At 50.6% G+C, this 26,083-nt stretch carries 20 protein-coding genes; all 20 read right to left on the bottom strand.

Annotated elements, in window-relative coordinates:
• Nucleotides 1-4: 4 nt before the first annotated feature.
• Entirely contained in the window at nucleotides 5-1,291 is a 1,287-nt protein-coding gene (locus K5Y32_RS14885) for an ABC transporter ATP-binding protein (protein ID WP_222184784.1), read from the bottom strand.
• Nucleotides 1,291-2,085, bottom strand: a complete 795-nt coding sequence (locus K5Y32_RS14880; RefSeq protein WP_222184782.1) for an ABC transporter permease — start codon at nucleotides 2,083-2,085, stop codon at nucleotides 1,291-1,293. The genes K5Y32_RS14885 and K5Y32_RS14880 overlap by 1 nt, the downstream gene beginning before the upstream one ends.
• The gene (gene cpsG, locus K5Y32_RS14875; RefSeq protein ID WP_222184780.1) at nucleotides 2,085-3,464 is read right to left on the bottom strand and encodes a phosphomannomutase CpsG; all 1,380 of its coding nucleotides are present in this window, start codon (nucleotides 3,462-3,464) and stop codon (nucleotides 2,085-2,087) included. The genes K5Y32_RS14880 and cpsG overlap by 1 nt, the downstream gene beginning before the upstream one ends.
• 5 nt (nucleotides 3,465-3,469) lie before the next feature.
• Nucleotides 3,470-4,894 (bottom strand): mannose-1-phosphate guanylyltransferase/mannose-6-phosphate isomerase, encoded by a 1,425-nt coding sequence (locus tag K5Y32_RS14870; RefSeq protein ID WP_222184778.1) that lies wholly within the window; start codon nucleotides 4,892-4,894, stop codon nucleotides 3,470-3,472.
• Nucleotides 4,895-5,420: 526 nt separating this feature from the next.
• Entirely contained in the window at nucleotides 5,421-6,434 is a 1,014-nt protein-coding gene (gene galE / locus K5Y32_RS14865; RefSeq protein ID WP_222184776.1) for a UDP-glucose 4-epimerase GalE, read from the bottom strand.
• Between the two features lie 48 nt (nucleotides 6,435-6,482).
• Nucleotides 6,483-7,376 (bottom strand): UTP--glucose-1-phosphate uridylyltransferase GalF, encoded by an 894-nt coding sequence (galF, locus tag K5Y32_RS14860; protein WP_101763372.1) that lies wholly within the window; start codon nucleotides 7,374-7,376, stop codon nucleotides 6,483-6,485.
• Between the two features lie 326 nt (nucleotides 7,377-7,702).
• Entirely contained in the window at nucleotides 7,703-9,043 is a 1,341-nt protein-coding gene (locus K5Y32_RS14855; protein WP_222184774.1) for an MOP flippase family protein, read from the bottom strand.
• Complete coding sequence (locus tag K5Y32_RS14850) at nucleotides 9,040-10,263, bottom strand: glycosyltransferase (protein ID WP_192411955.1); 1,224 nt, start codon at nucleotides 10,261-10,263, stop codon at nucleotides 9,040-9,042. The genes K5Y32_RS14855 and K5Y32_RS14850 overlap by 4 nt, the downstream gene beginning before the upstream one ends.
• A gap of 4 nt (nucleotides 10,264-10,267) precedes the next feature.
• Complete coding sequence (wcaK, locus tag K5Y32_RS14845; protein WP_222184772.1) at nucleotides 10,268-11,530, bottom strand: colanic acid biosynthesis pyruvyl transferase WcaK; 1,263 nt, start codon at nucleotides 11,528-11,530, stop codon at nucleotides 10,268-10,270.
• Between the two features lie 285 nt (nucleotides 11,531-11,815).
• Nucleotides 11,816-14,026 (bottom strand): phage tailspike protein, encoded by a 2,211-nt coding sequence (locus K5Y32_RS14840; RefSeq protein WP_222184770.1) that lies wholly within the window; start codon nucleotides 14,024-14,026, stop codon nucleotides 11,816-11,818.
• A 57-nt stretch (nucleotides 14,027-14,083) separates the two neighbouring features.
• Complete coding sequence (locus K5Y32_RS14835) at nucleotides 14,084-15,118, bottom strand: glycosyltransferase family 4 protein (RefSeq protein ID WP_222184769.1); 1,035 nt, start codon at nucleotides 15,116-15,118, stop codon at nucleotides 14,084-14,086.
• A gap of 50 nt (nucleotides 15,119-15,168) precedes the next feature.
• The gene (locus K5Y32_RS14830; protein WP_008104866.1) at nucleotides 15,169-15,921 is read right to left on the bottom strand and encodes a glycosyltransferase family 2 protein; all 753 of its coding nucleotides are present in this window, start codon (nucleotides 15,919-15,921) and stop codon (nucleotides 15,169-15,171) included.
• A gap of 73 nt (nucleotides 15,922-15,994) precedes the next feature.
• Nucleotides 15,995-16,912, bottom strand: a complete 918-nt coding sequence (locus K5Y32_RS14825) for a glycosyltransferase family 2 protein (protein WP_101763367.1) — start codon at nucleotides 16,910-16,912, stop codon at nucleotides 15,995-15,997.
• Nucleotides 16,913-16,986: 74 nt separating this feature from the next.
• On the bottom strand, nucleotides 16,987-18,165 hold the full coding sequence (locus K5Y32_RS14820; RefSeq protein ID WP_222184767.1) for an acyltransferase: 1,179 nt from the start codon (nucleotides 18,163-18,165) through the stop codon (nucleotides 16,987-16,989).
• 24 nt (nucleotides 18,166-18,189) lie between these two features.
• Nucleotides 18,190-18,912 carry an SGNH/GDSL hydrolase family protein gene (locus K5Y32_RS14815; protein WP_222184765.1) on the bottom strand — a complete coding sequence of 241 codons (723 nt, stop codon included), beginning with the start codon at nucleotides 18,910-18,912 and terminating at the stop codon, nucleotides 18,190-18,192.
• A gap of 15 nt (nucleotides 18,913-18,927) precedes the next feature.
• Entirely contained in the window at nucleotides 18,928-20,064 is a 1,137-nt protein-coding gene (locus tag K5Y32_RS14810; protein WP_137386120.1) for an EpsG family protein, read from the bottom strand.
• Between the two features lie 181 nt (nucleotides 20,065-20,245).
• A complete protein-coding gene (wzc, locus tag K5Y32_RS14805) occupies nucleotides 20,246-22,423 on the bottom strand; it encodes a tyrosine-protein kinase Wzc (RefSeq protein WP_192411528.1) in 2,178 nt (725 codons plus the stop codon).
• 12 nt (nucleotides 22,424-22,435) lie between these two features.
• Nucleotides 22,436-22,870, bottom strand: coding sequence for a protein tyrosine phosphatase (locus K5Y32_RS14800; protein WP_101763362.1), 435 nt, complete (start codon nucleotides 22,868-22,870; stop codon nucleotides 22,436-22,438).
• A 9-nt stretch (nucleotides 22,871-22,879) separates the two neighbouring features.
• Nucleotides 22,880-24,010: a polysaccharide export protein gene (locus tag K5Y32_RS14795; RefSeq protein ID WP_101763361.1), complete on the bottom strand. Its 1,131-nt coding sequence runs from the start codon at nucleotides 24,008-24,010 to the stop codon at nucleotides 22,880-22,882.
• A 273-nt stretch (nucleotides 24,011-24,283) separates the two neighbouring features.
• Entirely contained in the window at nucleotides 24,284-25,717 is a 1,434-nt protein-coding gene (gene wbaP, locus K5Y32_RS14790) for an undecaprenyl-phosphate galactose phosphotransferase WbaP (protein WP_222184763.1), read from the bottom strand.
• Nucleotides 25,718-26,083 lie beyond the last annotated feature (366 nt).

The raw sequence follows: 26,083 nt of genomic DNA, 5'->3' as shown, positions 1-26,083 counted from the left end.
TGTGTTATTTCTTTATTATTTTTATTTCTGCAGGAATATGTAGCATTCCACCGAAATTTTCTTTTAAAAGCTCTACGGGAGTATTGACCGTAAATACTTTTACACAGAATATTCTGTCATAAAAAACAGATGCATAAGCTTCAGGCTTAATGCCAATATCGATGCGGTACTCACCCATATAAAATGGCATGTCAAAGTTCCAACTAATAATGACATGTTCACCAGACCGAAGACTGTCTAGTCGGACACCATAATAGTTAGAATTCATACTCAATATCGGGAAGCCATTTTTATCGCCGATAAGCATTCCAACACAAGCCCCCGACGGCACATCTCTATTGCATCTAATTACTGCCTGGACGGTTACTTTGTCTTTAGCATACAGAGTTGCTACTTCTTCTCCAGCATCATCCAAAAGTTTAAAATCAAGAAATTCCAGTTCAAGACTTCCAGCGCTTTCCTGTAAGGAATTTTGTCTCAATGTAGGATTAATCGAGATATCGGGGTCAAGCTTTTGATTAAATATTAACCCAGTGCTTTCTTGCTCTTTGATTGATACTTTATTTTCAACTAATGAGTTTTGGTAAAGATCGCAGACTTTTCCTGCTGGGCCAAAAGCTTTTACCTCACCATCAGCAATATAAACAGCTCTTGAGCAAAACTGACGAACCTGAAAGAGCGCATGACTTACGAAAAGTATCGTCACATTATCTTCAAGCATTTTATTCATGCGCTGCATACACTTTGCTTGAAACGCCAGATCACCGACACTAAGCGCTTCGTCAACGATCAAAATGTCTGCTTTAACTGCTGTCGCGACTGAAAAGGCAACACGAGCTTGCATGCCACTCGAATATGTACGCACTGGGGAATCGAAATAATCACCGATACCTGCAAAGTTTTCTACATCACGAATCACTTCATCCATATCTTCTTCGGTGATTCCCAATAGCTGGCCTGCAATTATTGCATTTTGTCGCCCACTAAAATCGGGATGAAAACCCATACCTAGTTCAAGTAATGCTGCAATTCGCCCATCAGATTTAACCTGGCCTGATGTCGCCGAAGTTGTACCCGTTATAATTTTCAGTAATGTACTTTTTCCAGCACCATTCACACCAATGATACCGACAGCCTCACCTTTCTCTATTTCAAATGAAATATTTTTAAGTACATTTTTTTCGTGGAAACGTTGACGTTTACCTGGTGTTATCCATTCAATTAATCGGTCAATTTTACGTGGATATTGTTTATAGCTTTTACTGACGTTTTCAACTTTTATGCTATACATTACAGTTCGTCCACCATATCTGCTGCATGCTTTCTAAATAAATAGAATCCTAATACGCAGAAAACAACGGCAATTAATGCCGTCCATTTCATAGCGTAAAAACTTGGCACAGTATTGTGAACAAAAATGTCATGATATCCATTAATAATGGATGTCATGGGATTAAATCCTAGCCAGCCTTGTGCCCAAACTGGAAGTGTATTATAGACGTAAACCACCGGCGTGAACCAAAACCAAAACTGCAAAAGCACAGTTACGAATTGACCAACATCCCTAAAAAATACATTTAATACGCCTAGAGTAACTCCCAATCCACTTGCAAATAATATCTGCATTAACAGAATAGGTATTACGTAGAAAATGTTACCTATTGGAAAATTCCCTGAAAAAATCAAAAAGACAAGGAACAAAGAAAAAATAATTAAAAAATTTAGTATGCAGGATACTATTACAATAACGGGCAAACAAATTCTGGGAAAAGTGACTTTTTTTATCAAATTAGCATTTTCAATGAAGACCACTTGCATGCGAGATAAAATTTCAGCAAACAATCCCCATGTTAATATCCCTGAACATAAATATATACTATATGCGAAAGGACCTGTAGCCTGGGGCAACCTTGCTTGCATTAACTGTGAAAAAATCACCGTATAAACAGTGATCATCGCTAATGGTTGTAGAACAAGCCAAGTTGCGCCTAGAATACTCATCTGATAGCGTGATTGGAAATCTCGCTTAACACTACTCCAGATAAACCCACGGTAGTTATAAAGTGCAATTAGGTTATTTCTCACTACTCAACTCCATTAATCACACTTAAAAGTTCATCAGTTTTTTCTTTCATAAGTGAAGCATCATTTTTTGCCTCTACGTTAAGGCGCATTAATGGCTCTGTGTTAGAAGAACGTATATTAAAACGCCAATCATCATAATCAATGCTAATACCATCCGTTGAGTCAACAATACACTCAGCTTTTGAATAGCGTTTTTTAATGAAGTTGATTTTAGAAGACACGTCTTCGACTTTTGAATTAATCTCACCACTACAAGGAAATGCCTTCATCCTTTCTTCTACTTGCTGCGATAGCGTTTGACCTTTCACCGCCAACAGTTCAGCCACCAAAAGCCAAGGAATCATTCCGCTATCACAATAAGCAAAATCACGGAAATAGTGATGCGCGCTCATTTCGCCGCCATAAATTGCATCTTCTTCACGCATACGTTCTTTAATAAATGCATGTCCAGTTTTAGACATCACTGGAATCCCACCTGCTTTCGTCACGACATCAATCGTGTTCCAGGTCAGCCGCGGATCATGGATAATTTTGGCACCCTGCTCTTTCTTAAGGAAAGCCTCTGCCAACAATCCTACGATGTAGTAGCCTTCAATAAACTCTGCATTTTCATCAAACAAGAAACAGCGGTCAAAATCTCCGTCGAAAGCGATACCCATATCTGCATTATGCTCACGCACTGCATCTGAGGTATCTTTGCGGCACTCTGGCAACAGAGGATTAGGGATTCCATTCGGAAAGTTACCATTGGCCTGATGATGAACTTTAATAAAGCTGACTGGTACGTTTGTCTGCTTAAAGCGCTTTTCGATCTCATCAATCACGTGGCCTGCGGCACCGTTACCTGAGTTAATCACCAGCTTCATTGGCTGTTTAAAATTAGCCAGATTGATATAGCCCATCAAATGGTCGACATAAGCATCTAAAATTGAGATTTGCTTATAGCTGCCACGCTTGGTGCTATCGACATTAGCAAACTCATTGGCTTCTGCCAGACGTTGCACATCACGCAAACCAGTGTCGCCGCTGATTGGGCGCGCGCCTTCGCGCACCAATTTCATTCCATTATAGTTCATTGGATTATGGCTGGCCGTCACTTCAATACCACCATCGATACCTAAATGGAAAGTAGCGAAATAAATCTCTTCAGTGCCACTCATGCCAATATCAAGTACATCCGTACCGGCATCCATTAAACCATTGGCCAGCGCCATTTTAAGTGCTTCGCTAGTCAGGCGGACATCGCCACCAACAACAATGGTTTTTGGTTTAAGGAATTCGCCATAAGCGCGACCAATACGATAAGCAATATCTTCGTTTAGCTCTTTGCCCAGCTCACCACGAATGTCATAAGCTTTAAAACACGTCAGTGCATCCATTTTTATTATTGTCCTTCTTTAGGGGCAAATTGTTCTTTAATCAAAATCAGGTCGTCATCACCCAAATATGAGCCAGACTGAATCTCAAGCAGTTCCAGAGGAATTTTCCCTGGGTTCTCCAGCGTGTGCTGGTGACCAATTGGAATAAAGGTCGATTGGTTTTCAGTCAACAACAAAGTCTTATCCTGAATGGTCACTTTCGCAGTGCCGGAGAGAATGACCCAGTGCTCGGTGCGGTGGTAATGCATCTGCAACTCGAACGCTTCACCCGGTTTTACGGTAATTCGGTTCACATTAAAGCGCCCCGTATTGACCACCAGATCGCAGCGACCCCAAGGCCAATAGGTTTCACGATGGCGACGGTATTCGCTACGGCATTCGCTTTTCAAAAATTCAACCACGCGCTTAACGTCTTGCACCTGATCTTTACGCGCGACGAGTACTGCATCTTTAGTGTTAACGATGACAAGATTTTCCACGCCAATAGCTGCAACTAACTGGTCTTCACTGTTGATATAGCAGTTTTTGGTGTTATGCAGGAAAGTATCGCCTTTGAGTGAGTTACCCGCGGCATCTTTTTCATTCACTTCCCAAAGCGCTGACCAGGAACCGACATCGCTCCAACCGGCATCAAGTGGCACAACCACTGCAGCATCGGTTTGCTCCATTACGGCGTAATCGACAGATTCATCCGGGCAGGCAATAAAATCTTCTTTATCAATATTGATAAAATCTTGCCCTTCCTGCACGCCAGCCATGGCACGTCGACAAGCGTCAAGAATATCGGGACGGAATTTTTCCAGCTCTTGCAGGTAACGTTTAGCGCGGAACATGAACATACCGCTGTTCCAGTAATATTTACCAGACGCTAAATAATCTTCCGCTGTTTTAAGATTCGGCTTCTCTACAAAGCGCTGTACGCCAAATGGGGCGTCTTTAGCATCTGCAATCTGCGCGCCACGGTGGATGTAGCCATAGCCCGTTTCTGGGCCTGTCGGCACAATACCAAAAGTGACCAAATGCCCCTGCTTGGCATATTGAGTCGCTGTCGCAATTGCCTGATGAAACGCAGCACGGTTTTCAATCACATGATCGGCAGCCAGAACCAATAGGACGGGATCGTCACCCTGCTCAATCGCGTTAATGGCAGCGAGAGCAATCGCCGGTGCGGTATTACGACCAACCGGTTCGAGAATAATATTGTGGGAGAGTTTGTTAATTTGACGAAGCTGCTCCGCAACTAAAAAACGATGCTCTTCGTTGCAGATGACCAGCGGAGCACGGGCTTCTACGCCAGTCAGGCGATTTACTGTTTCCTGCAGCATTGAATGCTGTCCATGCAGGCTAATGAACTGCTTAGGATAGAGTTCGCGTGAAAGGGGCCACAAACGACTGCCGGTTCCTCCGGCCATGATTACGGGAAGTAACATTCCACAACCTCTAATGTGTCTTTTTAGACTGCTATATCATTTATCAGCGGGTTATTTTTTCATCAAAAATATAAAATAGCCACGCTACCGCCCTTGGCTTGCAGCAACCACTATGCTGTGTAACAAGTCATTCCTCTGTTTTCGAGCTCAGAAAGTTAAATGGTCAAAATTGCAGCAAGAATCGACCTATTCCGAGACCACCGCAAATAATACATTTTGTGCTGCAGAATTAACATGGTTATTGTCTGATGACCTGGCTAGAAATCTTAACAACCTCTTAATGGTCGACATATGTACAACCTGTTGACTCACAAGAATATAGTCGATTTTCCAAACAATTAAAGTCACCACTTTTTTAACGCTAAAACAGTAAGATGGGGTGTGATGGAGTAGATTTGCGTTTAGGAGTATTCCTGCCATTAATATGCACACCCTGAATAAAAAACAACCTAAGCAATCAGAGCTTAAAATATTCAGGCGTAAAAAAACCCGGCATTTACCGGGTTTTAAGTTTTTTAATTATCTGTTATTCAAATCCATTCGGATTCTTCGACTGCCAGTTCCACGTATCACGCATCATGGCATCAATTCCGCGCGTTACGCGCCAGTCCAGCTCATTGTTCGCCAGAGTCGCATCCGCCCAGAACGCTGGCAAATCGCCGTCACGGCGTGGTTTAAACTCGAACGGAATCGGCTTACCGGACGCTTTCTCAAACGCCTTGATCATCTCCAGCACGGAGAAGCCCACGCCGCCACCGAGGTTGTAAGCTTTGTAGCCTTCGACTTTGGCTAAGTGGTCCAGCGCTTTTAGGTGCCCTTCTGCCAGGTCGACAACGTGAATGTAGTCGCGCTGTGCGGTGCCATCCGGCGTGTCGTAATCATCGCCAAACACGCCCAGCTTCTCAAGACGGCCAATCGCCACCTGCGCGATGTACGGCAGCAGGTTATTAGGAATGCCGGTTGGATCTTCACCGATTTCACCAGACTCATGCGCCCCAACCGGGTTGAAGTAGCGCAGTGCGATGGCTTTGAAATTCGGATCGGCTTTCGCGAAGTCGCGCATCACGAATTCGATCATCAGCTTTGAAGTACCGTACGGGCTAGTAGTACCGCCAATTGGCGTGGTTTCCACGTAAGGAACCGGCGCATCGGCGCCATAAACGGTCGCAGATGAGCTGAAGATGAAGTTCCACACGCCAGCAGCGCGCATCTCTTCCAGCAGCACCACGGTGCCAGCCACGTTGTTTTCGTAGTATTCCAGCGGCATGCGCGTGGATTCACCAACGGCTTTCAGTGCGGCGAAGTGAATCACAGCGCTGATATCGTTAGTGGCAAACAGGTCACGCAGGCAGGCGCGATCGCGGATATCGCCTTCGACGAACACCGCTTTTTTGCCTGAGAGCTTTTCCACGCGGTTGATGGCTTCGCGGGAAGCATTGCAAAGGTTATCCAGGACCACAACGTCGTCGCCGCGCTCTAACAGCGCCAGCACCGTATGGGAGCCGATGTAACCCGCTCCGCCCGTTACCAAAATAGCCATGTGTACTCCTTTAAACCGCGCTAAAGGCGCGGTAGATAATGAGAAAGCTTATTTCGCCAGGATTTTCTGAATAGATTCGCGGAAATCGCGGCCCTGATCGTTGTTACGCAAGCCGTAAGAAACGAATGCCTGCATATAACCGAGTTTACGGCCGCAGTCGTAACTGGTACCGGTTAGCAGCTGCACATCAACCGGCTTCTTCTTGCTCAGAGAGGCGATAGCATCGGTCAGCTGAATACGGCCCCATGCGCCCGGCTCAGTGCGCTCCAGCTCTTCCCAGATATCGGCAGAGAGCACATAACGGCCAACTGCTGTCAGGTCAGAATCGGTAGAACCCGCTTCTGGCTTCTCAACAAAGCTGGTGATGGTGCTGATATCGCCTGGGTTATCAATCGGCTCTTCGGTAGTCAGCACGCCGTATTCAGTGAGATCTTCGCCCGGCATGTGTTTCGCCAGCACCTGGCTGTGGCCGGTATCTTCGAAGCGAGCAACCATTGAGGCAAGGTTATAACGCAGGTGGTCAGCGGTGGAGTCATCCAACAGCACGTCTGGCAGCACCACCACAAATGGGTTGTCGCCAATCATTGGACGCGCGCACAGCACAGAGTGGCCCAGGCCTAACGGGTTGGCCTGACGCACGTTCATGATGGTCACGCCCGGCGGACAGATTGACTGCACTTCGCTCAGCAGCTGACGTTTAACGCGCGCTTCTAGCAGCGCTTCCAGCTCGTAAGTGGTATCGAAGTGGTTTTCCACTGCATTTTTGGAAGCATGGGTGACCAGCACAATCTCCTTGATGCCAGCCGCGACGCATTCGTCAACAATGTATTGAATCATTGGTTTGTCGACAATTGGCAGCATCTCTTTCGGAATGGCTTTCGTCGCAGGAAGCATATGCATACCGAGACCCGCAACGGGGATTACTGCTTTAAGCTTGGTCATATTTATTCCATTTCATGAAGTGAATACGTGGGGTCGATTATGCAGGATCGGCCGGTCGAGCAAGTATAATCTTTATCTGAAAAACCGGCACTAACTCTCTGTCACACCATCAAAAATCGCCAATTTGGCCGGTAAAAACGCCGAAATGCCGATCAGGAACCGATGCGCTAAACCGCTGAAAAATCGTGAAAGGATTTGAGATGACGAGACCAGAGATTGACTGAAAGCTGAGTTGATAATGCGCCATAAATGGCGCCGCTACGGACCGTGTAAACATTGAGTCATCTGTAGCGGCGCGATTCATCACGCGGGTTGGATGTTGATGTCTACAGCCAGCCCTCAAACCATTCCGGCATCACGAACAGGTTGAAGTGGTTTACCAGCATCATCAGCGCAACAAACACCACCGACACCGAAACCCACTGACGTGCATACGGCATAAAGCGGATGCCAATCACCGGCTTGATGAAGAACGGATGGGCAAAGGCTGAGATCAGCACCTGCGAGATCGACAGCGTCAGCGCCACATACAGCACGTTCGGCCAGATGTAGGTCGTCGCCAGCACCGCAACCACCACCAGGCTCGCCACAATGTTCCAGTAGAACTCAACATTGGTGCGGCCGTTGGCCTGCGAAATCGCGCCGGTTAAGCCGCCCATCGGACGCAGCATGCCAAACAGCAGCATCAGCGGGATCAGATGGTAAACCTGCTCATGCGAAGCGCCGTACAGCACGCGCACAATGACCGGGGAAAGAATGCCAATCGCCAGATACATCGCGCTACTGAACAGCATGATGACGAAAGTGCCTTTCAGGAACAGCTTTTTCAGCTGCTCTGGATCATGCTGCTTCTCAGCGAAGCGCGGCAATGCCAGGCGGTTAATCACCGGCGAAACCAGCTTCAGCGGTTGCAGAATCAGCTCTTTTGCCAGCGAGTAAATCCCCAGCATCTCCGCACCCATCACTTTACCGACGATCAGCGCATCGGCCTGGGTACGCAGCTGGTTGATGGTCTGCGAACCGAGCTGATACACGCCATAACGTACGGCGCTGACGAAGGTTTTGCCGTCGAACTCCCAGGTCGGACGCCACGATCTCTCGCCGAAGTAGATCATGCAAAGAATGCGCATGAAGGCGTTGATGAACAGACCAAGAATCGCCGCCGCCACGGTAAGCGAGGTGTAATACAGCATCGCCACGGTACACAGGAACGCAAACAGCTTGGTGGCCATCTCAATCTTCGCCAGCGTTACCATGCGTTTGGTTTTCACATAGTGCGCCTGATACTGCGACAGATGTCCCAGCACCAGGAAGTTGAGGCTGGTGAGCATGATCAGGCCCACCAGCTCCGGCAAGTGATAGAACCACGCCACCGGATAGGCAATCGCCAGCATAATTAAGCCGGTGCAGAAACTGAGCGACACGTTCACCCAGTAAATGGTGCTCTGCTCGCGGCGATTAATATCCTGGCGATGCACGATATAGCTGCTCATGCCCATATCCTGCAGCACGGTCGCCACCGCCAGAATCGCATTGATGATCGCCAGTAAACCCAGCTCGTGCGTTTCCAGTTTGCGCGCCAGCACGGCGAGCTGTAACACCTGAAGCAATGCGGCAAAACAGGTACTACCAAACAGCCAAACGGCCTGTTTTTTTAATCCGCTCACACCATGCGCTCCAGAATTTTCGCCAGCTCACCGTAAGCGATGTGCTGATTGAACTCAGTTTCGACTTTCTGCCGCGCAGCGGCGACCACCGGTGCCACATCCACGTCGCCACGCGACAGGCGCAGCAACGTCGCTGCCAGCTCGTCAGGATCGTTTTCGGCCACCAGCCATCCGCTGACGTCATTCTCAATCAGCTCAGGAATGCCGCTGTGATAGGTCGACACCACCGGCAAGCCAACTGCCATCGCTTCCATCAGCGCCACCGGAATGCCTTCCATATCGCCATCTGCGGCGGTTTTAGACGGCAGCAGGAAGATGTCCGCCTCGTTCAGCGCCTGACGAATTTCATCCTGCGGCTTGAAGCCCGGCATGGTGACGTAATCCTGCAATCCAGCGCGCGCGATGTGCTCGCGCATCATGCCATCCTGCTCGCCGTTACCGATGATGGTGAACTGGAACTGGCCGCCATTATTGCGCAGGATTTCGCTGGCTTTCACCGCCACATCCAACCCTTTCTTCTCGGTCAGACGCGCCACTGAGACGATGCGCAGCGGTTGATGGAACGCCTCGCGCGGACGGAAGTTAAACTTCTCCGGCTCGATGCCCATACGCGTGACATGCACCTTGGCACGCGGACAACCCATCTCAATCAGCTTGTTCTCCCACAAGTGGCTGATAGGCAGCATCAGTTCGCTCTGTTTGAACAGGTTGACGTAGTCGAGCTTATGCTCTTCGAGGATGTGACGACGCGAAATATCCGCGCCGTGGAACACCGTCGCCTGCTTGCCTTTCAGCACGCCGAGTTCGCGCAGCTTGTTAGCCAGTGCGCCGGCATAGCCAAAGTGCACAAGAAACACATCGGCGGTGTAAGGCTGTTTAGTGTTGGCGACAATCGCCGGCAGCAGCAGTTTGCTGGCCTGTGCGCCGTAGCGACGCACATTCAGCGACTTGAGCAGCGCGCCTTTGGTGATTTTCGGCAGTATCAACCCGATACGCTGCGTCAGCTTATCAAGGTTGGATACTTTCTCTTCCGGCAGTAAATAGTGGGTTTTCGCTGCCAAATTGTAGTCATCGAACGCGGCGTGGCGATTAATCATATCGCCCGGAAACACGGAGATAATCTCCACGTCGTAGCCTGCATCGATGAAATGCGTCACCTGATTGAGCACAAAGGTCTCAGAGGCAACAGGAAAACGCATGGTGAAAAAGGTCAGCTTCATCACTTCACCCCAGGACGTTGAGAATTTCTGCTGTAATGCGGTTACCAATCTCACGCTCCTGCGCCACCGCGGTATCAACTTTGTGTTTCACATTGTCGTAGTCGGCCAGCACCGTCTGCACTTTATCGATGAGCGAACCGTCCATCAGGCTCTGCACATCGGTGGCCATCTGCGGCAGGCCAAGCTGTTTCATCACGCCGAGCGACTTGTGCTCGTAGTTGATGGCCACGGCTGGCGTACCAAAATTCATGGAGATGATGGCGGAGTGCAGGCGGGTACCAATGGTCAGATGACAATGGCTGAGGAGGATGCCGAGTTCGAGGTCGTTGAACTCGTCCATGATGACATGGTAATGCTCGGGATGCTCGACATGATCGCGCAACGTCAGCGCCACCATGCGGTCATCTTTGGCGTAGCTATCAATACCGGTACAGGTAGAGAAGGCAACCACCTGATAACCTTCGGCAATCATCGCGTTAATCACGCGGCCAAAGGCAGCTTCATACTCTTTCTGCGTGACGCCGAGACGTTTGTCGAACGGCGCCAGTTCACGCACGGTAATCGCAATGGTTTTGCGTGCGCTGATAATCGCCTGCCAGTGCAGCAGGTTATGGCTAGGATTAGCCACTTCACACGCTTCAACCAGGAACGCGGTATCAACGCCCTTCTTCACTTTGCTGGTAGTCACGCCATCCTGCTTCAGGCGGTCGTAGCTCACCTCTTCGCGCAGCACCAAGCTGTCAACGCGATCAAAGACAAAGTTCGCCAGCGCATTAACGCGCGGGTTCTCGAACGGACCGACCGAGTGACCGACCATATGCAGCGGCTTTTTCGCCATCAGCGCACAAAGCGCGTGGTCGAATTGGGTCACGCCGTAGAGATCGACGAAGAACGAGCCGCCAACCTGAATAATCGCGTCGTACTGCGCAAGGCTTTGGGTGAACGCCGCCAGATGCGGTGGCACCGAGAAGGATTTGTACACGCCGCCATTGCCAAGGTGCGCCATCATGATGTCCGGCATCAAGCGGTTTGCCACTTTGCGTTTCAGGCTGCCAACTAACCCTTTGCCCGACTTGCTGTTGTGCAGGAACAGGGAATCCTGCTGGATATCCTGCTGCAGTAAATAGCCAGAGCTTGTTGGATAACGGCTGATCACATCGATATCCAAATCCGCACGCGCGGATTTCAGTGAATCAATCAGCCCACGTAAAATCGCGCCATCCCCACGATTTCCACAGGTATGGTTTCCTACCAATAAAATCTTCATAAAAAAACTCCGGAAAAATTTTTGTAATTTTTACAAGCCGCCAATAGCTGCACTGGCAAAGTGAACTCTGATTCAAAGGACTGCAATGGGAGTAAACCCCAAAAAGTGGTACTTAACGTCGGTGCTGCTTCTCGGTGCGCATGAATGCGCACCCTACAAAACCATCATTCAATGCTGAACGTCGGTGCTGATTTCCAGTGCGCATGAATGCGCACCCTACAAAACCCTCAACCAATTGCCGAACGTAGGGTCGCCATTAATGGCGACCTATTTACAAACCACTCATTACGACTTCACGGCGAAATACGGCATAGCCACCTGCTCGCCATTAATCACTACCGAAATGAAACCTTTGGGTTCGCGCGTATCCACCTGTTCCGGCTTAAGCGCGCGCGAGGCCAGCAGCAGATCGCCCTGCTCGTTACCGCCAACACCGGCTTTACCGTTATGCAGGCTGAAACGCTGCGGTGCCTGCTGTGCGCTACTGCCCGGTGCGCCTTTGTCCATCACCGCATCCACACGTGCACATTGGCCGGTCAGGAAGCGATCCTTGGCGGTGCTTTTGATCAGCACGGCGGTGGTCGGCGTCCAACCCGCCAGCTTGACGTAGACTTTGGTATCGGTATCGCTACGCGCTTCGAAACGCACATCAACCACTGGCGAGCTACCTTCCGCTGACCAGCTGGCTTCGGCTTTGTTTTTCTTGCGCTGCAGATGAATCACCGCGCGGCCGCCGGTGCCTTTGCCGTTGATAACATCCATCAGCGGCTGGTTGGCGGTACCGTTATTGAACTGCGACTGGCCAAACACCTCGATCTCCCAGCTATCGCCCACCGTTGGCGAGTAGAAGTTGCCGAGTTCAAACCAGGTTTGCTGATCGCTGTTATTGGTCAGGCGGAAACGCGAGGTGATGTAGTTGTATTTCAGACTGCCATCGATGGCGACGCCGTAAGATTCGACGCGCGTCGAGCCCATTTCCCAGATGTTCAGCCAGCGTTCGCCTTCCAGCGAGTTATCAATCCAACTGCCCGACTGCAGATTGGTCTGGCGCATATTCAGGCGCGAGTTGCGCGCATTGAGCGGGTTCTTACAATCCTCAATACTCAGCGCATCGACAATCCATTGGCCGTTCGAGATGTCGCCAGGGAAATCGCTGTGCTCAATCCAGCCGTTATGGATGATGGATTGGCTGCAGCGCGGCAGATTCAACACCATGCCGCCTTTACAGTGCTGGGCGTTAAAGTTGGAGAGCTCAATCGCGGTGCTGTGATCCCATGCGCCGGCCTTTTGACCCGACCAGCTGGCTTTAATCACATCGCCGGTACAGGCGTTGGCGTACCACTGGTCGATTTTGCAATCCAGCGTATCCAGCAGGCTGAGCGAAACGCCGCCCACCTGATTGAATCGCAAGCAGGCGCCACGGAAGAACTGGCCGCCCGGACAGGTATTGCGGAACAAACCCTGTTTGTTCGGACGCTTGTCGGTGTTGCCGTTGAAATTCAGGTTGGAGATTTCCGTCCAGCGCGCATTCACCTGGAACAGGAATTCGGAGCGACCGTCGGAAACCAGCGTGGTCGCTGGGAAATAACCGAAGTTGACCATCGCGCCGGAAATGCGGAAGAAGCGACGTCCTTCGTCCCCGAAATCACATTCGGACACAAAGAAGGTGCCGGCCGGGAACTGCACGCAGATCTGCTGGCTGGCATCAATCGACCATTGATACATGGCTTTGATCGCCGGCGCAGTATCGGTTTTGCCGTCGGCGATCGCGCCGAAATCAAACAGCGTCAGGCGATTAAAATCCTCCACCACGCGACGCCAGGTAAAACCGTTGCCGCTGAAATTCACGCCGCCATCATCTTTGCCATCGCCAAAGGTGCCGACGAACTCGCCGCCTCCCACTTCCAGCCCTTCGTGCCAGCTTTTCAGCTTGATTTTGGCACCGGCAAACAGCGGACGAGTTTTACGCAGCTCTTCAACCGATGGGATTTCACCAATCAGCTGGTAGCCGTTCGGCTGCGCCAGACGCTGGCTGAAGTTGCTTTGATTGGGGCGCGAGACATCGCTGATGGAGAACAGCGTGTGACCCTGATCGTCCTCCACCACCATTGAGTGCGCGGGATTGGCGATCAACGCCGCATTGTCGTGAATGAACTGGGCAAAGTTGCCTTTGTTCAGCGCAATCGGCTGGCTGATTTGTGACACTTTGCCATTGGCATCGCGCAGAAACACCGGAATCTGATTGCCGGCTTGGCTGGCATCGCTGCCCGCCTTACCGATCCACAATTTGCCCTCGAAGTTCTGCCAGAACTGCGGCGGCATGGTATAGACGTTTTCTGGCGTCAGAATCGGCACATCGCCCGCCGGTACGCTGGCGGGATCGACGGATTTTAACGTTGGCTGACCACTTTTTGCGGCGTAGCTGGAAAACGCACTCACTGAGAGCGCAGTAACAATCGAGGAGGCTGCGGCCTGCAAGACTTCTCTTCTTTTCATGCTTCAATTCCCGTGGTTGTGCGGCCAAAAAGGATTCCCGAGGCACGATAATTGTCGCTAAACAAGGGCGAGCCAGCTCTGCTTGATCTGATTACCGTCAAACTTGAGCGCGGTTTCTTTGGTTTTTTCACTCATGGCATAGAACAGGCCATCATCACTGGCAAGCTGCTCCATCCGCTTTATAAAGGTAGTTTTGTCGTTCATCGGCACCAGGAAGCCATCTTCACCGTGGTTGATGATCTCCTGCGGCCCGGTTGGGCAATCGTACGCCACCACCGGCAGCGACCAGGATTTGGCTTCCAGCAGCACCAGCGGCAAGCCTTCATAGCGCGAAGTCATCAGCGCCATGTCGCTTTCGCGGTAGTAATCGTTGATGTTGCTGACTTTGCCGACAAAGTTAACGCTATTAGTGATACCTAACGCCGCAGCCTGATCGTGCAGCTGCTGGCGCAGTTCGCCGTCACCGGCAATCACCAGTTTCCACTCGGGATGTTTCTTGCTGAAGTCGGCCCAGATATCCAGCAGCAGGTCGAAGCCTTTCTGGTTATCAAGACGTCCCACCGCCAGCGCCTGACGGCTGCGCGTTTGACGTTGAAACGCTTTGTACACCACCGGATTGGGGATTTGCTGGCTGGCAATATTCCAGCGGTTAAACACCTGGTGATCTTTGTCGGTCAGGACGATCACTTGGTCGTAATAGCGCAGCATCAGCCACTTCAGCAGCTTAATCGGCTTGCTGAACGAGTTAATCGCGATGTGTTCGCAGGCATACGCCTTGAAGCGCTTCTTCTTCAGCGCCATCAGGTTCCAGAAGGCGAACATCACGCTCAGGCGGCCCATGCTGATCAGGAATACGCTGTCGAAGCCTTCCTGATGAATGCTGGCAACGGCGCTTTTAATCGGGTTGCTGTGGCCTTCAAAGCTGACAATTTTCTTCACCCGATCGAACGGATAAAAGGTTTTGCCATGGCCTTCCAGCGAGTAAATGGTGACTTCATGCTGCTCGCCGAGGCACTCAGACATAAAGTTGCAGATGTTTTCCGTGCCCGCATAGGAGTAGGCATCTTTAATCACCAAAACGATCTTTTTCATACAATCCTTTCCACCTCAAAAATATATAAGCAGCTAAATCACCGTTGCGCTTAGCGGTGTTTTAAGGCAAAAAGAACCCCGTTCACCATGTACCACGTGTAATAGTAATATACTTTTAACGGATTGTTTTTATAGATAATTCTTAATAATTCGAGGTGCCACTTCGCCGCTTTATTTTTGTTGCGCGACAGTGAATCGCCCAGCTCGTAATAGTTGACCAGGGTTTTCTGGATCACGCGGGCTTGTTTGTAGCGGAGGAACAACTCATAGAGGAACAGGAAGTCTTCGTGGCCTTTACGCTGGAAGAAGATGCCCTGTGGAGGACGGCGGAAACACACCGAGGAGAAGCAAACACGATATTGCTTCTTCACGAAGTTTTCCTGCTGCAGGTAGGGTTTGCTGTAGTTGATATCGTGGTCAGCGGTTTTGGTTTTGTAGTGATAATGCGTGATCACGAAATCATCGCCGGCGGCGATCGCAGCGGTTTGTTCGGCCAGTTTTTCGCGGTGCCACTCGTCATCGCTGTCGAGAAACGCAATGATCTCTTCTTTCGCCGCGCGCAGTCCCACGTTACGGGTTTCAGCTGCGCCCTGATTGACCTCGTTGTCGAGAATGGTGATACGCGCGTCCTGGCAATGTTCACGTACAAAGGCCAGTGAATCATCGGTGGATTTGTCGTTGATCAGGTAAAGATGCCAGTCGCTGTAGGTCTGGTTGATGATCGACTCAACCGCGCGCAGAACGGTATTTCGCGCGTTATACATCGGCATCACAATACCGACGGTGCCAACATGATTTGTCATTTGTCTACCCGGAGTTTCAGGAACCAAAAAATTGCCCCCGTGTAGGGAGCAAGTGAAAGTGTTTAAAAGTGAATCAGGAGACGGCTCTTCTGCCCGAGAAGCGCGACTTCACCTTATCGAGCAGGCGATTCATGAAGTAGGCGCGATTGTCACGGTTGGTGAGGAAGAAGTAGCGTGCAAAGCTGAGGCTGGCCTGCAGCGATTTACCATCCATCTTGTAGCGCAGCGGCAGCTTGAACGCCTTGTAAGTATGGATGTCACGCGTGGTCAGATGCGGCTTCATGGTATCGAGCCAGAAGAACGAGTATTTGACCGATTCGCCTTTGTGCTTGGAACCAAATTTGGTCACCAGATGGTAGGTTGCCAGCGGCTTGTCGATCATCACGAAGGCGTAACCCATGCGGTCAGCGCGGATGCAGAAGTCATAATCCTGATGGCGAATATAGCGCGCATCAAACTGGATCTGCGCCGCATCTTCGCGCTTCAGCACAATGGTGCTGGTTTGAATAAAGCCGTAACAGCCAAACAGATACTCGGCCACGGTTTCGTTTTTGCCGGGCGGTTGCATCGGCATCACCTTGAGGAAGCTGCCATCCTGATGGATGTTCACCTGACTAAAGATGACGTAGCGCGATTTGCCCTGCGCTTCCAGTTTGGCGATGGTTTCACTCGCCACCAATAACTTGTCCGGATGCCACTCATCGTCGGCATCGAGGAAGCTGATAAAGTCGCCGGTTGCCAGCTCAATACCTTTGTTACGGGCGCCGGCGCCGTTGAGTTTGACCTCAGACAGCTCCAGTTTGATAGCCAAATCCTGATAACGTTCGCTGCGTACCACCTGCGCCAGTTCAGCCGCATCGGCCGATTTGTCATCAACAATAATGACTTCAAAATTGCGATAGGTTTGCGCTTTGACGCAATCTAGCGTCGTTACAATCGATTTCGACGCGTTATACGCGGGAATAACAATTGAGAAGCGAATCTCCTGCATTGCCAGCACCTCATTAAAAAAGTTACAAAATCAATGATATAACTTGTGGGCTCAAAAGAATAATGGGTGATGTCCTAATTTGTCGGCGAGGTCTTCATCGCCACTTTCTTCTTGTTGCTACTGCCGATAAACGGTTTCTCGACAAACAGGTAAGTCAATTTCGCCACATAGAAGGAGGCGACAAAGAACAGCGTTGAAAGCAAGGTGTAGAACAGGAACGAATGCGGATAGAGCGTTTCCGGGATCTGCTTGATGAAATAGAGCACCACACCGTGAATCAGATACAGGCTGTAACTCACCTCACCAATCGACATCAGGGTTTTGTTTTCCAGAATGCCAAACACCGCGTTGCCGCTGCTGACAATAAAGAAGATCACCGTCAGGCAGCAGAGGAAAATCAGATACCAGAAGGTGTTGCTGGTGAACGACAGCGAGAACAGCGACAGCACAATCACCGCAAAGCCGGCCAGGCTGGAGGTTTTGTAGTGCGCAAACATGTCGCGATACTTATACGCCAGATAACCCATGGCGAAGCCCAGCACCGGTCGCGGATCGGTATAGGTTTTGCCCCACAGACGCAGGCCAACCGCCACGCAGAAAATCACGCCGATCGAGCCGAGAATCAGCAACGTTTTGTATTTACCTTTGGTGGCGCGGTTGAGCACATAAATCAGCGGAATCGACAGGTACAGCAACCATTCGAGGCGCAGCGTCCATTCCACACCGGCGTTGACATCCGCCGTCAGGAAATCACCCATACGATAGCTGCCAATAAACAGCAACCACAGCATGGCATCTTTCACTGCCGTGAGGCTATAAGTGAGATCGCCCTGCACCACGCCTACCGCGATGATGACAAAACCGGAGAACCAGAACATCGGGACGATACGGCGGATACGCGACTTCAGCAGCTTGTGCGTCAGCTGCCCTGGCGTCAGGGTTTCATTATCCAGCCAGCGATAGAACAGGAAGGCGGAGATCATGAAGAACAGCAGTACACCGAATTTACCGGAGTTAACGAAGAAGTTGCCTTCGGAGAACCAGGCAAAATAGTCTTTATCGAACACCCACTGACCGTCCAGCGAATAGATGTAGTGCGCGAAGTGTGAGAACGCCACGATGCTGGCCAGCAGCGCGCGCATGCCAGAGATACTTTTAATACCGCTACTGTTGTACACGCCTTTGTGGAAGGAGAATACTCGCAGAATGATTAGCGCCAGACAAAATGACAGCACCATGATTAATACATACATGTCAGCTCCTGAATCTGAGTTGGGTTAGCTGCTGTGCCGCGACAAAACGCTATCGAAAGTGCTGCTTAAGACGTTAAAGGTTCTTTCTGCTTTCTGCTTATAAAGCATCTCGTTTGGGTGAATGCAATCAGGCGACATCTCAGATTGCCAGTCACGGTTCTGCTTGATGGCGCTGTACTGCTTCACAATTGGCACCTGCTGCTCTTTAGCCACTTCATTTAACTGATAAACATACGGCCAGACGTTCCAGCGCTCGGCTTTGCCACAAATGGGATTCGGTTCCTGTAACACCACCAGCTTGTTATTCGCCTTTGCGCCTTTGACCAGTTCGGTGATGATGCGCTTATACTCTTGCGGCGTTTCAATGCGCTCGCCTTTGTCTTTGAAGAAGTTGATGCGCGCATCGTTGATCGCATAGTTAATCAGAATCATATTGGCATCGGATTTCGCCATGCGTTCTGACCAATCCATCGGCGTATTGTCTTTGTCGTAAACCAGCACCGAAACCTGTGCGCCCGGCATGCCGTGGTTCTTCACCTCAATGTTGTTGCCGTATTTCTCACGCAACATCTGCTGCAAAAAACTCACTTCATTATTTTTACTGAGGATATTGCGATTGCCCGACGCGGTAACGCCGGCGGTGGTGGAGTCACCGTAGGCGGCGATGATAAAGGTGCCGGGATGATCCTCTGCCTGCGCCAGTAGCGGCGCAGAGGTGATCAGAACTGCCAGTAAAGTCTTCCGCATATTTCCTCTCATCGGTTAATGAAACAATTTGAATTCACGAGCAACTTCATAGCCCACAACGGCCTGCTTCAGTGAGATCGTGTTGTAGTAGAGGTAATAAACAAGGAAGAAAGCGAACATCGCAAACATCGCGGGTTTCAGTACGCGTTTTGACTGGAAGATTAGCGATGTCAAAATAATCGGTTCGACCTGCAGCAGATAGTTCGACAGGCGCGCACCCGATGAGTAGTTGTAGAAGAAGATCCTAATGCCACCGCCGATGGCAAAAGTGAGAATCAACAGGTAGTTCAGCTTCCACACGTCGTACTGTTCGCGCTTGAGCTGATTGCTCAGCATGAAGTAGACAAAGATAAACACCAGCATGATGTTTTTCAGGTTGGAGACTGACACCACGCTGCCGTCACCGGCATTCGAGGCTTCGTTACTGTAGCCTGCGGCCCTTTCGCCCATCGATCCCAGATGTCCGGCGATCAAGGCAATAAAGCCGGTCCCGCCCACCACCGAAAGTGGCACACTGAATATAATGATGGCCACCGGCCACCAGCGCGATTCCCGAATAAACAGGAACGGAATGATGGTCACCACCATTACTGCGGTGTTGTGGCTGAGGAAGGACAAAATAAAGAAGGCAAACGCCCACCAGTATTGCTTGAGGTAGATAGTCCAGATCACGCCAAGGAACAGCGCCGAGCTCAGGCCAAAACGAATCTGGTTTACGTCTTTGTTGATAAAGATATGCGCCGAGTAAAGCGCCAACGCCAACACCGGATACGGTGACATCTTTTTGAAGAAGATGGCATTGGTTGAAACTGCCAGAATACTGAACACAAACAGGAACACGCTGGCATTGTGTGAAAACAGGCTGGTGATCCACGCGATAGCAAAAATCAGCGGTTCATAACGGAAGAAGGCGACGGTGTTGGCAAAACCGTTGACCTCAATACGGCGGACGAAGTCGGCAAAGAAGCTGCGATATTGATAGTCGTCCATCCCGGTACCGAGACCGCGAATACCGGCAAAAATAATCAGCGTGACCGTGGCGATGCACAGCAGGTAAGTCAGAATATGGGTGGTGCGTTCGTCTTTCTTCAACAGGATTTCGACCAGCGCAAGCAACAGCAAAAACCCTGATAAATACCAATATGGAGCCATGGTGTGATTCCTTAATTCCACAAGTTCTCGTGCCAGCGGTGGCTTTTAATGGCGTTATAGAGAGAATCACCTGTGTAAATCGTTGCGTGTCGTCATTCAAACGGTGCGATCAAAAGGGGCGGTCAACCCGCCCCTTTCTTCACCGGATTACCCTCATCATTAACTGTGAATGACGGGCAAATTAACTTTTGGTCGGTTTGCCATACTCGTAGTCGTAATAGTCATAACCGTAACCATAAGAGTTGGCGGCTTTACGCACCACGGCGTTAAGGATCACACCTTTAATCTCAATACCGTTCTGGGCAAAGCGCTTGAAGCTGACATCCAGTTCTTTCGGCGTGTTGGTTTCGAAACGCGCCACCATCAGCGACGTACCGGCCAGCTTACCGATGATAGACGCATCGGTGACCGCCAGAATCGGAGGCGTATCAATCAACACCAGGTCATAGTTCTTGCTCGCCCAATCCAGCAGCTCACCCATGCGACGATGCATCAACAGCTCAGATGGGTTTGGTGGCACCTGACCGCGTGGCAGGAAGTCAAAACCGTACGGGCCTTTCTGAATCAGCGCCGGGCTGAACTCGGTTTTGCCTGACAACACGTTAGACAGACCGGATTTGTTATCGGCTGACAGCAGTTCGTGGGTGTAACCGCGACGCATATCACCATCGATGAACAGCACACGTTGGCCCGCTTTGGCGACCAGCGTTGCCAGGTTGGCACAGATAAAGGTTTTACCAATACCTGGGCTGGCGCCGGTGATCATAAGGATGTTGTTTTTCGCTTCCATCATCGCGAAGTGCAGGCTGGTACGCAGGCTACGAATCGCTTCAATTGACAGATCAGTTGGATTGCCCAGCGCCAGCAGCGTTTCGTGGGGATCGGTTTTCACCTTGTTGCCACGACGCGCCAGTGCTTCGGTATCTTTCTTACGTTGCCATTCTGACAGCGGTACGCTGGCATAGACGTTCATGCCCAGCTCTTCCAGCTGCTCTGGATTTTCGATGCCGTGATGCAGCAGCGCTTTCAGCAGCACCAGACCAACAGAAACCATCAGACCCAGAATCACGCTCGCCGCGATGATCAGCAGTTTCTTCGGTGCCACCGGGCTGTTGCCGGTTGCTGCGCCATCGATGATGCGTACATCACCCACGGTGCTGGCTTTACTGATACCCAGCTCTTGCTGACGGTTCAGCAACTGCATGTAGATTTCCTGACCAGACTGCACATCACGCGTCAGACGCAAGATCTCTTGCTGCGTTTGTGGCATCTGAGAAATCTTTTTATTCAGCTGCGCCTGCTCACCTTCCAGCGTTTTGCGTTTTTCCAGCAACGCGCGGTAGGTTGGGTGATCTTTAGTAAACAGCTGAGACACTTCGGCTTCACGGAAGGTCAGTTCGTTCAACTGGCTCTGCACGCTGACAGAAGAATCCAGCGCCGATTTGGCTTCCAGCGACAGGTCAACCGACTCGTTCTGGCGACGGAAGGTATTCAGCTTGTCTTCGGCATCATCCAGTTTGCCACGCACTTGCGGCAGCTGGTTGCGCAGGAATTCCAGGCTTTTTTCCGCTTGCTCAGATTTACGTTCAACGTTCTGCAGCAGGTAGTTATTGACGATTTGGTTCAGCACTTTGCTGATCTGCTCCGGATCTTCACCCAGATACTCCAGACCCAGCACGCCCGTATCTTTGCCTTTATCCGCAACGGTCAGGTTGGCCAGTACGGAGTTAATCGCCTGCAGCTCGTTCAGTTTGGTAACGCTGAAGCTGGTGCCTTCATCGGCATTGATGCCGCTTACCAGCATGGTCACTTCACCGTGCGTTTCCAGCTGACCAACTTTACCTTTGAACAGCTCATCACCGTCCGCTGACACGGTATACGAGTCAGGACCGGTCACTTCCAGTTCAACGGTACGTTTATCGATGGTGCGTGGAATTTCCAGGCGGGAGATGGCGACAGTTGATGGCTTGTTACCCATCAAACGCGACAGACCTTTACCGATTACCGGGAAATAGTTCTGGGTGACAACGGTGTCCAGACCCAGATCGTCAACGGTTTTACCGATAACCATGCGCGATTCCAGAATCTGAATCTCGGTATCGGACGCCGGCGTTGGCGGCAGAATGCTGTCTAACTCATTCAGTACTGAGCTGGCATTCTTCTGTTCAACCTGGACTAACGCATCCGCGCTGTAGATTGGTGTAGCAAACAGTGTGTAGAGCGTGGCTACCAGCATGAAGAAGGCGGTAACGGCAACAATGATCCAGCGATGATCAATCAGCTGTCCCACAAGATGCGCCAGATCCCATCCATTCGAATCTTCCTTTGGCGCGGTCATAACCTTGTTTTTGATATTCATGGATATTCCCAACTATCGGCTTAATACGTTGACCCATTTCTGGGTAGCGTTTTCCAGTAACCCGTAGACCTCTTCAAAGGCCTCGCGACTTTTTTTGTACGGATCCGCAATTTCCTGCTGATTGAGCCAGTGGCCAAGCAGCATGGTCTTTCCGCGTGCGGCTGGATCGATGCGATTCACCTGTTCAATGTGGCGCTTTTCCATTACCAGAATCAGGTCATAGTCACGGCACATGCTGGCCGTTAACTGCTGAGCCTGATGCCCTTCCAGCGACACGCCGTGTTCGGCGGCCACAGCCAGGGCTTTTTGGTCCGCCGGATAGCCTTGCAGCGCGCTGAGCCCTGCGGAGGCAATCCGGATGTTTGGTAGCGCGCGTTTGAACAGACGCTCCCCGGTGGGGGAGCGGCAGATATTGCCGACGCAGACGACTAACACGGACTTAATCATGGCGAACCCTTAGTTCGACCAGTTGCGGAAACGAAGGGCCGAGGAGCTGGCATCGTCAATACCTACGATGGTCGGCAGCAGGCCCGAAATCACACGGTTCCAACGGGTGATTGGTGTCGCGGTGACATAGACGATGTCGTACGGCTCCAGTTGGAATTCGGTGCCCATCACCATCGATGCCGCATCTTTGGTATTCAACTGATAGATGTTGGCGATCTTGGTGCGGTTGGCGCCGCGAATCGGACGAATCACGAACACGCCGGTGGCATCAGAGGTGGTCTGATCCATACCCTGCGAATTGCCCAGTGCTTCGGCCAGCGTCATGCCGCTGCGGTCCATCTTCAGCGTTGACTGCTGCTTCACTTCACCCATCACGAAGACTTTGAGATCGTCGTTACGTGGCACGTAAAGGATGTCGCCCGGATAGAGCAGATGGTTTTGGCTCAGGTCGCCGTTTTGCATCAGCGCCTGCAACGAAAGACGTTGTTCTTTGCCGTTGTGCGTCAGCACCACGTTGCGCCAGTCAGCGTCAGCCGCTAAACCGCCGGCGGCGTTGACGGCATCCAGCACGGTCAGCGGCACGTTAGTGATCGCCTGTTGTCCGGAGGTGGTGACTGAACCGGTGACGTACGCTTTCTGCGAACGGAACGAGGCGACGTTAACGTCAACCTGCGGACTTTCGATGTATTGCGCCAGACGACGCGCCACTTCGCTGCGGATCTCGGTAACCGTTCGGCCTGCTACGCGCACTTTACCGATGTACGGGTAGAAAATGGTGCCATCTGCCTGTACCCAGTTACCGGTGTCGCTGGCGCTACGGTACTGACCGGCAGGTGTGGTTAACTCTGGGTGATCCCAGACGGTGACGTTCAGCACGTCGCCAACACCGATACGGTATTCGTAGCTCTGAATTTCATTTTGCAGCATCGGGTTAGCCTGCGCGACTAACGGCTTCGGACGCATCTGTTCAACCAGACGCGGCGTCAGCGGGAAGACGTTGACATATTTGTCGATGTCATAGTTGCTATCCTGTTGCTCTATGACATCTTTTCCACTGGTGGAAAGGTGAGAACCCGGCTCAATGGTACATCCGGAGAGAAAAGTCGCGGATACCAGTAAAGGTATCAATTTAATTTTCATTATCATCTGATTCTTCGCTATCAGTTATTGATTGATAGAGGCGAAATCGCCCGCTGTGTAGCGTCTTACAAAAATGGAATATGACAGGTTAAACACTGAAACTGTGGGTCATTATTATGCGCTCCCTTGGTTTTATGTTGTCACCGAGTCTAAAGACGACATCAATTAAAATGGTTATACAGACTCAATCAGTGCAGCTGTCTAATAACGACACACCTAGCACCCGCAGTTTTCAACCGGGGAGCTTCGTACCCTCCCCAGCCTCGCTGTCTATCAATAGGCGCCATCGCGTTTCAGCACTACGCCAACCGTCTTAAACAGAATCGCGATGTCATTCCACAGCGACCAGTTCTTGACATACCACGAGTCGAAATAGACGCGTGTTTCATAGTCAACGTCGTTACGACCGCTAACCTGCCACAATCCCGTCATGCCTGGTTTCGCCATCAGGTAATAATCGACATCACCGGCATAACGGCAGAGTTCATCTTCAATCACCGGGCGCGGACCCACCAGGCTCATATCGCCACGTACCACGTTCCACAGCTGCGGCAGCTCATCCAGACTGGTTTTACGGATGAAATGACCGACTTTGGTAATGCGCGGGTCGTTCTTCAGTTTGAAATCTTTATCCCACTCGGCGCGGGCAACAGGATCGGTACGCAGTACCTCTTCCAGCACCTCTTTCGAGTTGATCACCATTGAGCGGAATTTCAGGCATTTGAACTTACGGCCGCCCAAACCAACACGTTCATGACCGTAAATCGGTGGTCCACCATCGCGACCAACCATAAATCCAAGCACCAGCAACGCCGGCGACAGCGCCAGGATAATGCTTAGCGCGCCGACGATATCGAATGCACGCTTGAGGAAACGTGAAGTGCGCTTCGCCAGATTGTTATTCACACGCAGAATCATTACTTCATGGCTGAAGATGTAAGCCATGTCAGTGCCGTACAGCGGTACACCGCGCAGCGTTGGAATAACGGAAACAGAACGGCAGTTGTGCATCGCCAGGGTTTTCAGCCAGTAATCGCGGTGCTGGCTCTGTTCAAACTCCACCGCCACGATGAACTGGGTTTCGCTGTTGGTCAGCTGCCACAGCTCTTGTTCGTTGTGCAGCACAGGTACGCCAGAGATACTGGCCTGCGGGCTGCTCTTATCGACATCGAAGAAGGCGATAACATCAAAGCCCATTACTTCTTCGCTCTGCAGCGCCTGCCAGGCTTCCTGAGCATTGCGGCTGCTGCCGATGATGATAGTTTGCTTCTTCCACATGCCGTAATGATTCAGCACACGTTTAGAAATGGCGCGCGCTAAAGGAATCATAATCAGCGCCAGAAGCCAGGTCGCAACCCAGACAAAGCGCGACATTTGCCATTGTGAAAGTGCTGATATTGACAAATCAATGACAGAGAAAATAAGAATGGTACGAAAAATCTCTTTGAGCTCGAACCAGAATGGCTTGCGATAAGTATAATGACGCAGGCGAACCCAGAACCAGCCTACACAAATAACCGAAAGCGCAATGTGCGTAGCAATTTTTAAATGCAGGTATTTTTCAGATATATCTGCCAATGGAGAATGGGTGAAGGAATTAATCATCGCCATCGCAATAAATAACGCTGCGTTGAAACAAATTAAATCCGAGCACGCCAGTAAAATTTTGGTCAGAAGACTTTTATATGTAATTTCGTTATCGCGCATAGTTAACTCTTTTATATTATTTCTTTAATCCCTAATGCCTCAACACTGTTTAATAAATGAGCGAAACGTTCACTGCATTTGTTGAGGCAATCTGCGGTAAATTCTCTGAGGCCAAATCAATTCTCACAATAGTAAGCAAGAGAATTATGATTAATACCAACAGATTAGTCCGACTTCCCTTACCACAGAGGCAGGCATTCATACCAAGAGAAAGGCGCTTCAGGCACGCTACCGCCCTTGGCTGTCGCTGCCAATACCGCTTTCATCATCCTAATTACAACTTGTTTTATGCGGCATTTTTGCGCTAATTACTGGCCGTGGTCCGCGTGCGATCACAGTTCGCAACATTAAGAGGCTAAGGGGCAC

It is taken from the genome of Pantoea sp. DY-15 (genome assembly GCF_019795935.1).
Lineage (GTDB): Bacteria > Pseudomonadota > Gammaproteobacteria > Enterobacterales > Enterobacteriaceae > Pantoea > Pantoea leporis.
The sequence above is the reverse complement of the archived record's forward strand: the minus strand, read 5'-3'. Positions and strand labels throughout refer to the sequence as shown.

Excerpts from the sequence above, each read along its gene's own strand:
- K5Y32_RS14800 (WP_101763362.1), bottom strand. The coding sequence starts at position 22,870 with ATGATTAAGTCCGTGTTAGTCGTCTGCGTCGGCAATATCTGCCGCTCC.
- K5Y32_RS14810 (WP_137386120.1), bottom strand. The coding sequence starts at position 20,064 with ATGGCTCCATATTGGTATTTATCAGGGTTTTTGCTGTTGCTTGCGCTG.
- wcaK (WP_222184772.1), bottom strand. The coding sequence starts at position 11,530 with ATGAAGATTTTATTGGTAGGAAACCATACCTGTGGAAATCGTGGGGAT.
- wzc (WP_192411528.1), bottom strand. The coding sequence starts at position 22,423 with ATGAATATCAAAAACAAGGTTATGACCGCGCCAAAGGAAGATTCGAAT.
- K5Y32_RS14850 (WP_192411955.1), bottom strand. The coding sequence starts at position 10,263 with ATGAAGCTGACCTTTTTCACCATGCGTTTTCCTGTTGCCTCTGAGACC.
- K5Y32_RS14835 (WP_222184769.1), bottom strand. The coding sequence starts at position 15,118 with ATGAAAAAGATCGTTTTGGTGATTAAAGATGCCTACTCCTATGCGGGC.
- cpsG (WP_222184780.1), bottom strand. The coding sequence starts at position 3,464 with ATGGATGCACTGACGTGTTTTAAAGCTTATGACATTCGTGGTGAGCTG.
- K5Y32_RS14830 (WP_008104866.1), bottom strand. The coding sequence starts at position 15,921 with ATGACAAATCATGTTGGCACCGTCGGTATTGTGATGCCGATGTATAAC.
- K5Y32_RS14815 (WP_222184765.1), bottom strand. The coding sequence starts at position 18,912 with ATGCGGAAGACTTTACTGGCAGTTCTGATCACCTCTGCGCCGCTACTG.
- K5Y32_RS14795 (WP_101763361.1), bottom strand. The coding sequence starts at position 24,010 with ATGAAAATTAAATTGATACCTTTACTGGTATCCGCGACTTTTCTCTCC.
- K5Y32_RS14825 (WP_101763367.1), bottom strand. The coding sequence starts at position 16,912 with ATGCAGGAGATTCGCTTCTCAATTGTTATTCCCGCGTATAACGCGTCG.
- galE (WP_222184776.1), bottom strand. The coding sequence starts at position 6,434 with ATGGCTATTTTGGTAACGGGCGGAGCGGGTTACATCGGCTCCCATACG.
- wbaP (WP_222184763.1), bottom strand. The coding sequence starts at position 25,717 with ATGCGCGATAACGAAATTACATATAAAAGTCTTCTGACCAAAATTTTA.
- K5Y32_RS14840 (WP_222184770.1), bottom strand. The coding sequence starts at position 14,026 with ATGAAAAGAAGAGAAGTCTTGCAGGCCGCAGCCTCCTCGATTGTTACT.
- K5Y32_RS14870 (WP_222184778.1), bottom strand. The coding sequence starts at position 4,894 with ATGTTACTTCCCGTAATCATGGCCGGAGGAACCGGCAGTCGTTTGTGG.
- K5Y32_RS14885 (WP_222184784.1), bottom strand. The coding sequence starts at position 1,291 with ATGTATAGCATAAAAGTTGAAAACGTCAGTAAAAGCTATAAACAATAT.
- galF (WP_101763372.1), bottom strand. The coding sequence starts at position 7,376 with ATGACCAAGCTTAAAGCAGTAATCCCCGTTGCGGGTCTCGGTATGCAT.
- K5Y32_RS14820 (WP_222184767.1), bottom strand. The coding sequence starts at position 18,165 with ATGTATGTATTAATCATGGTGCTGTCATTTTGTCTGGCGCTAATCATT.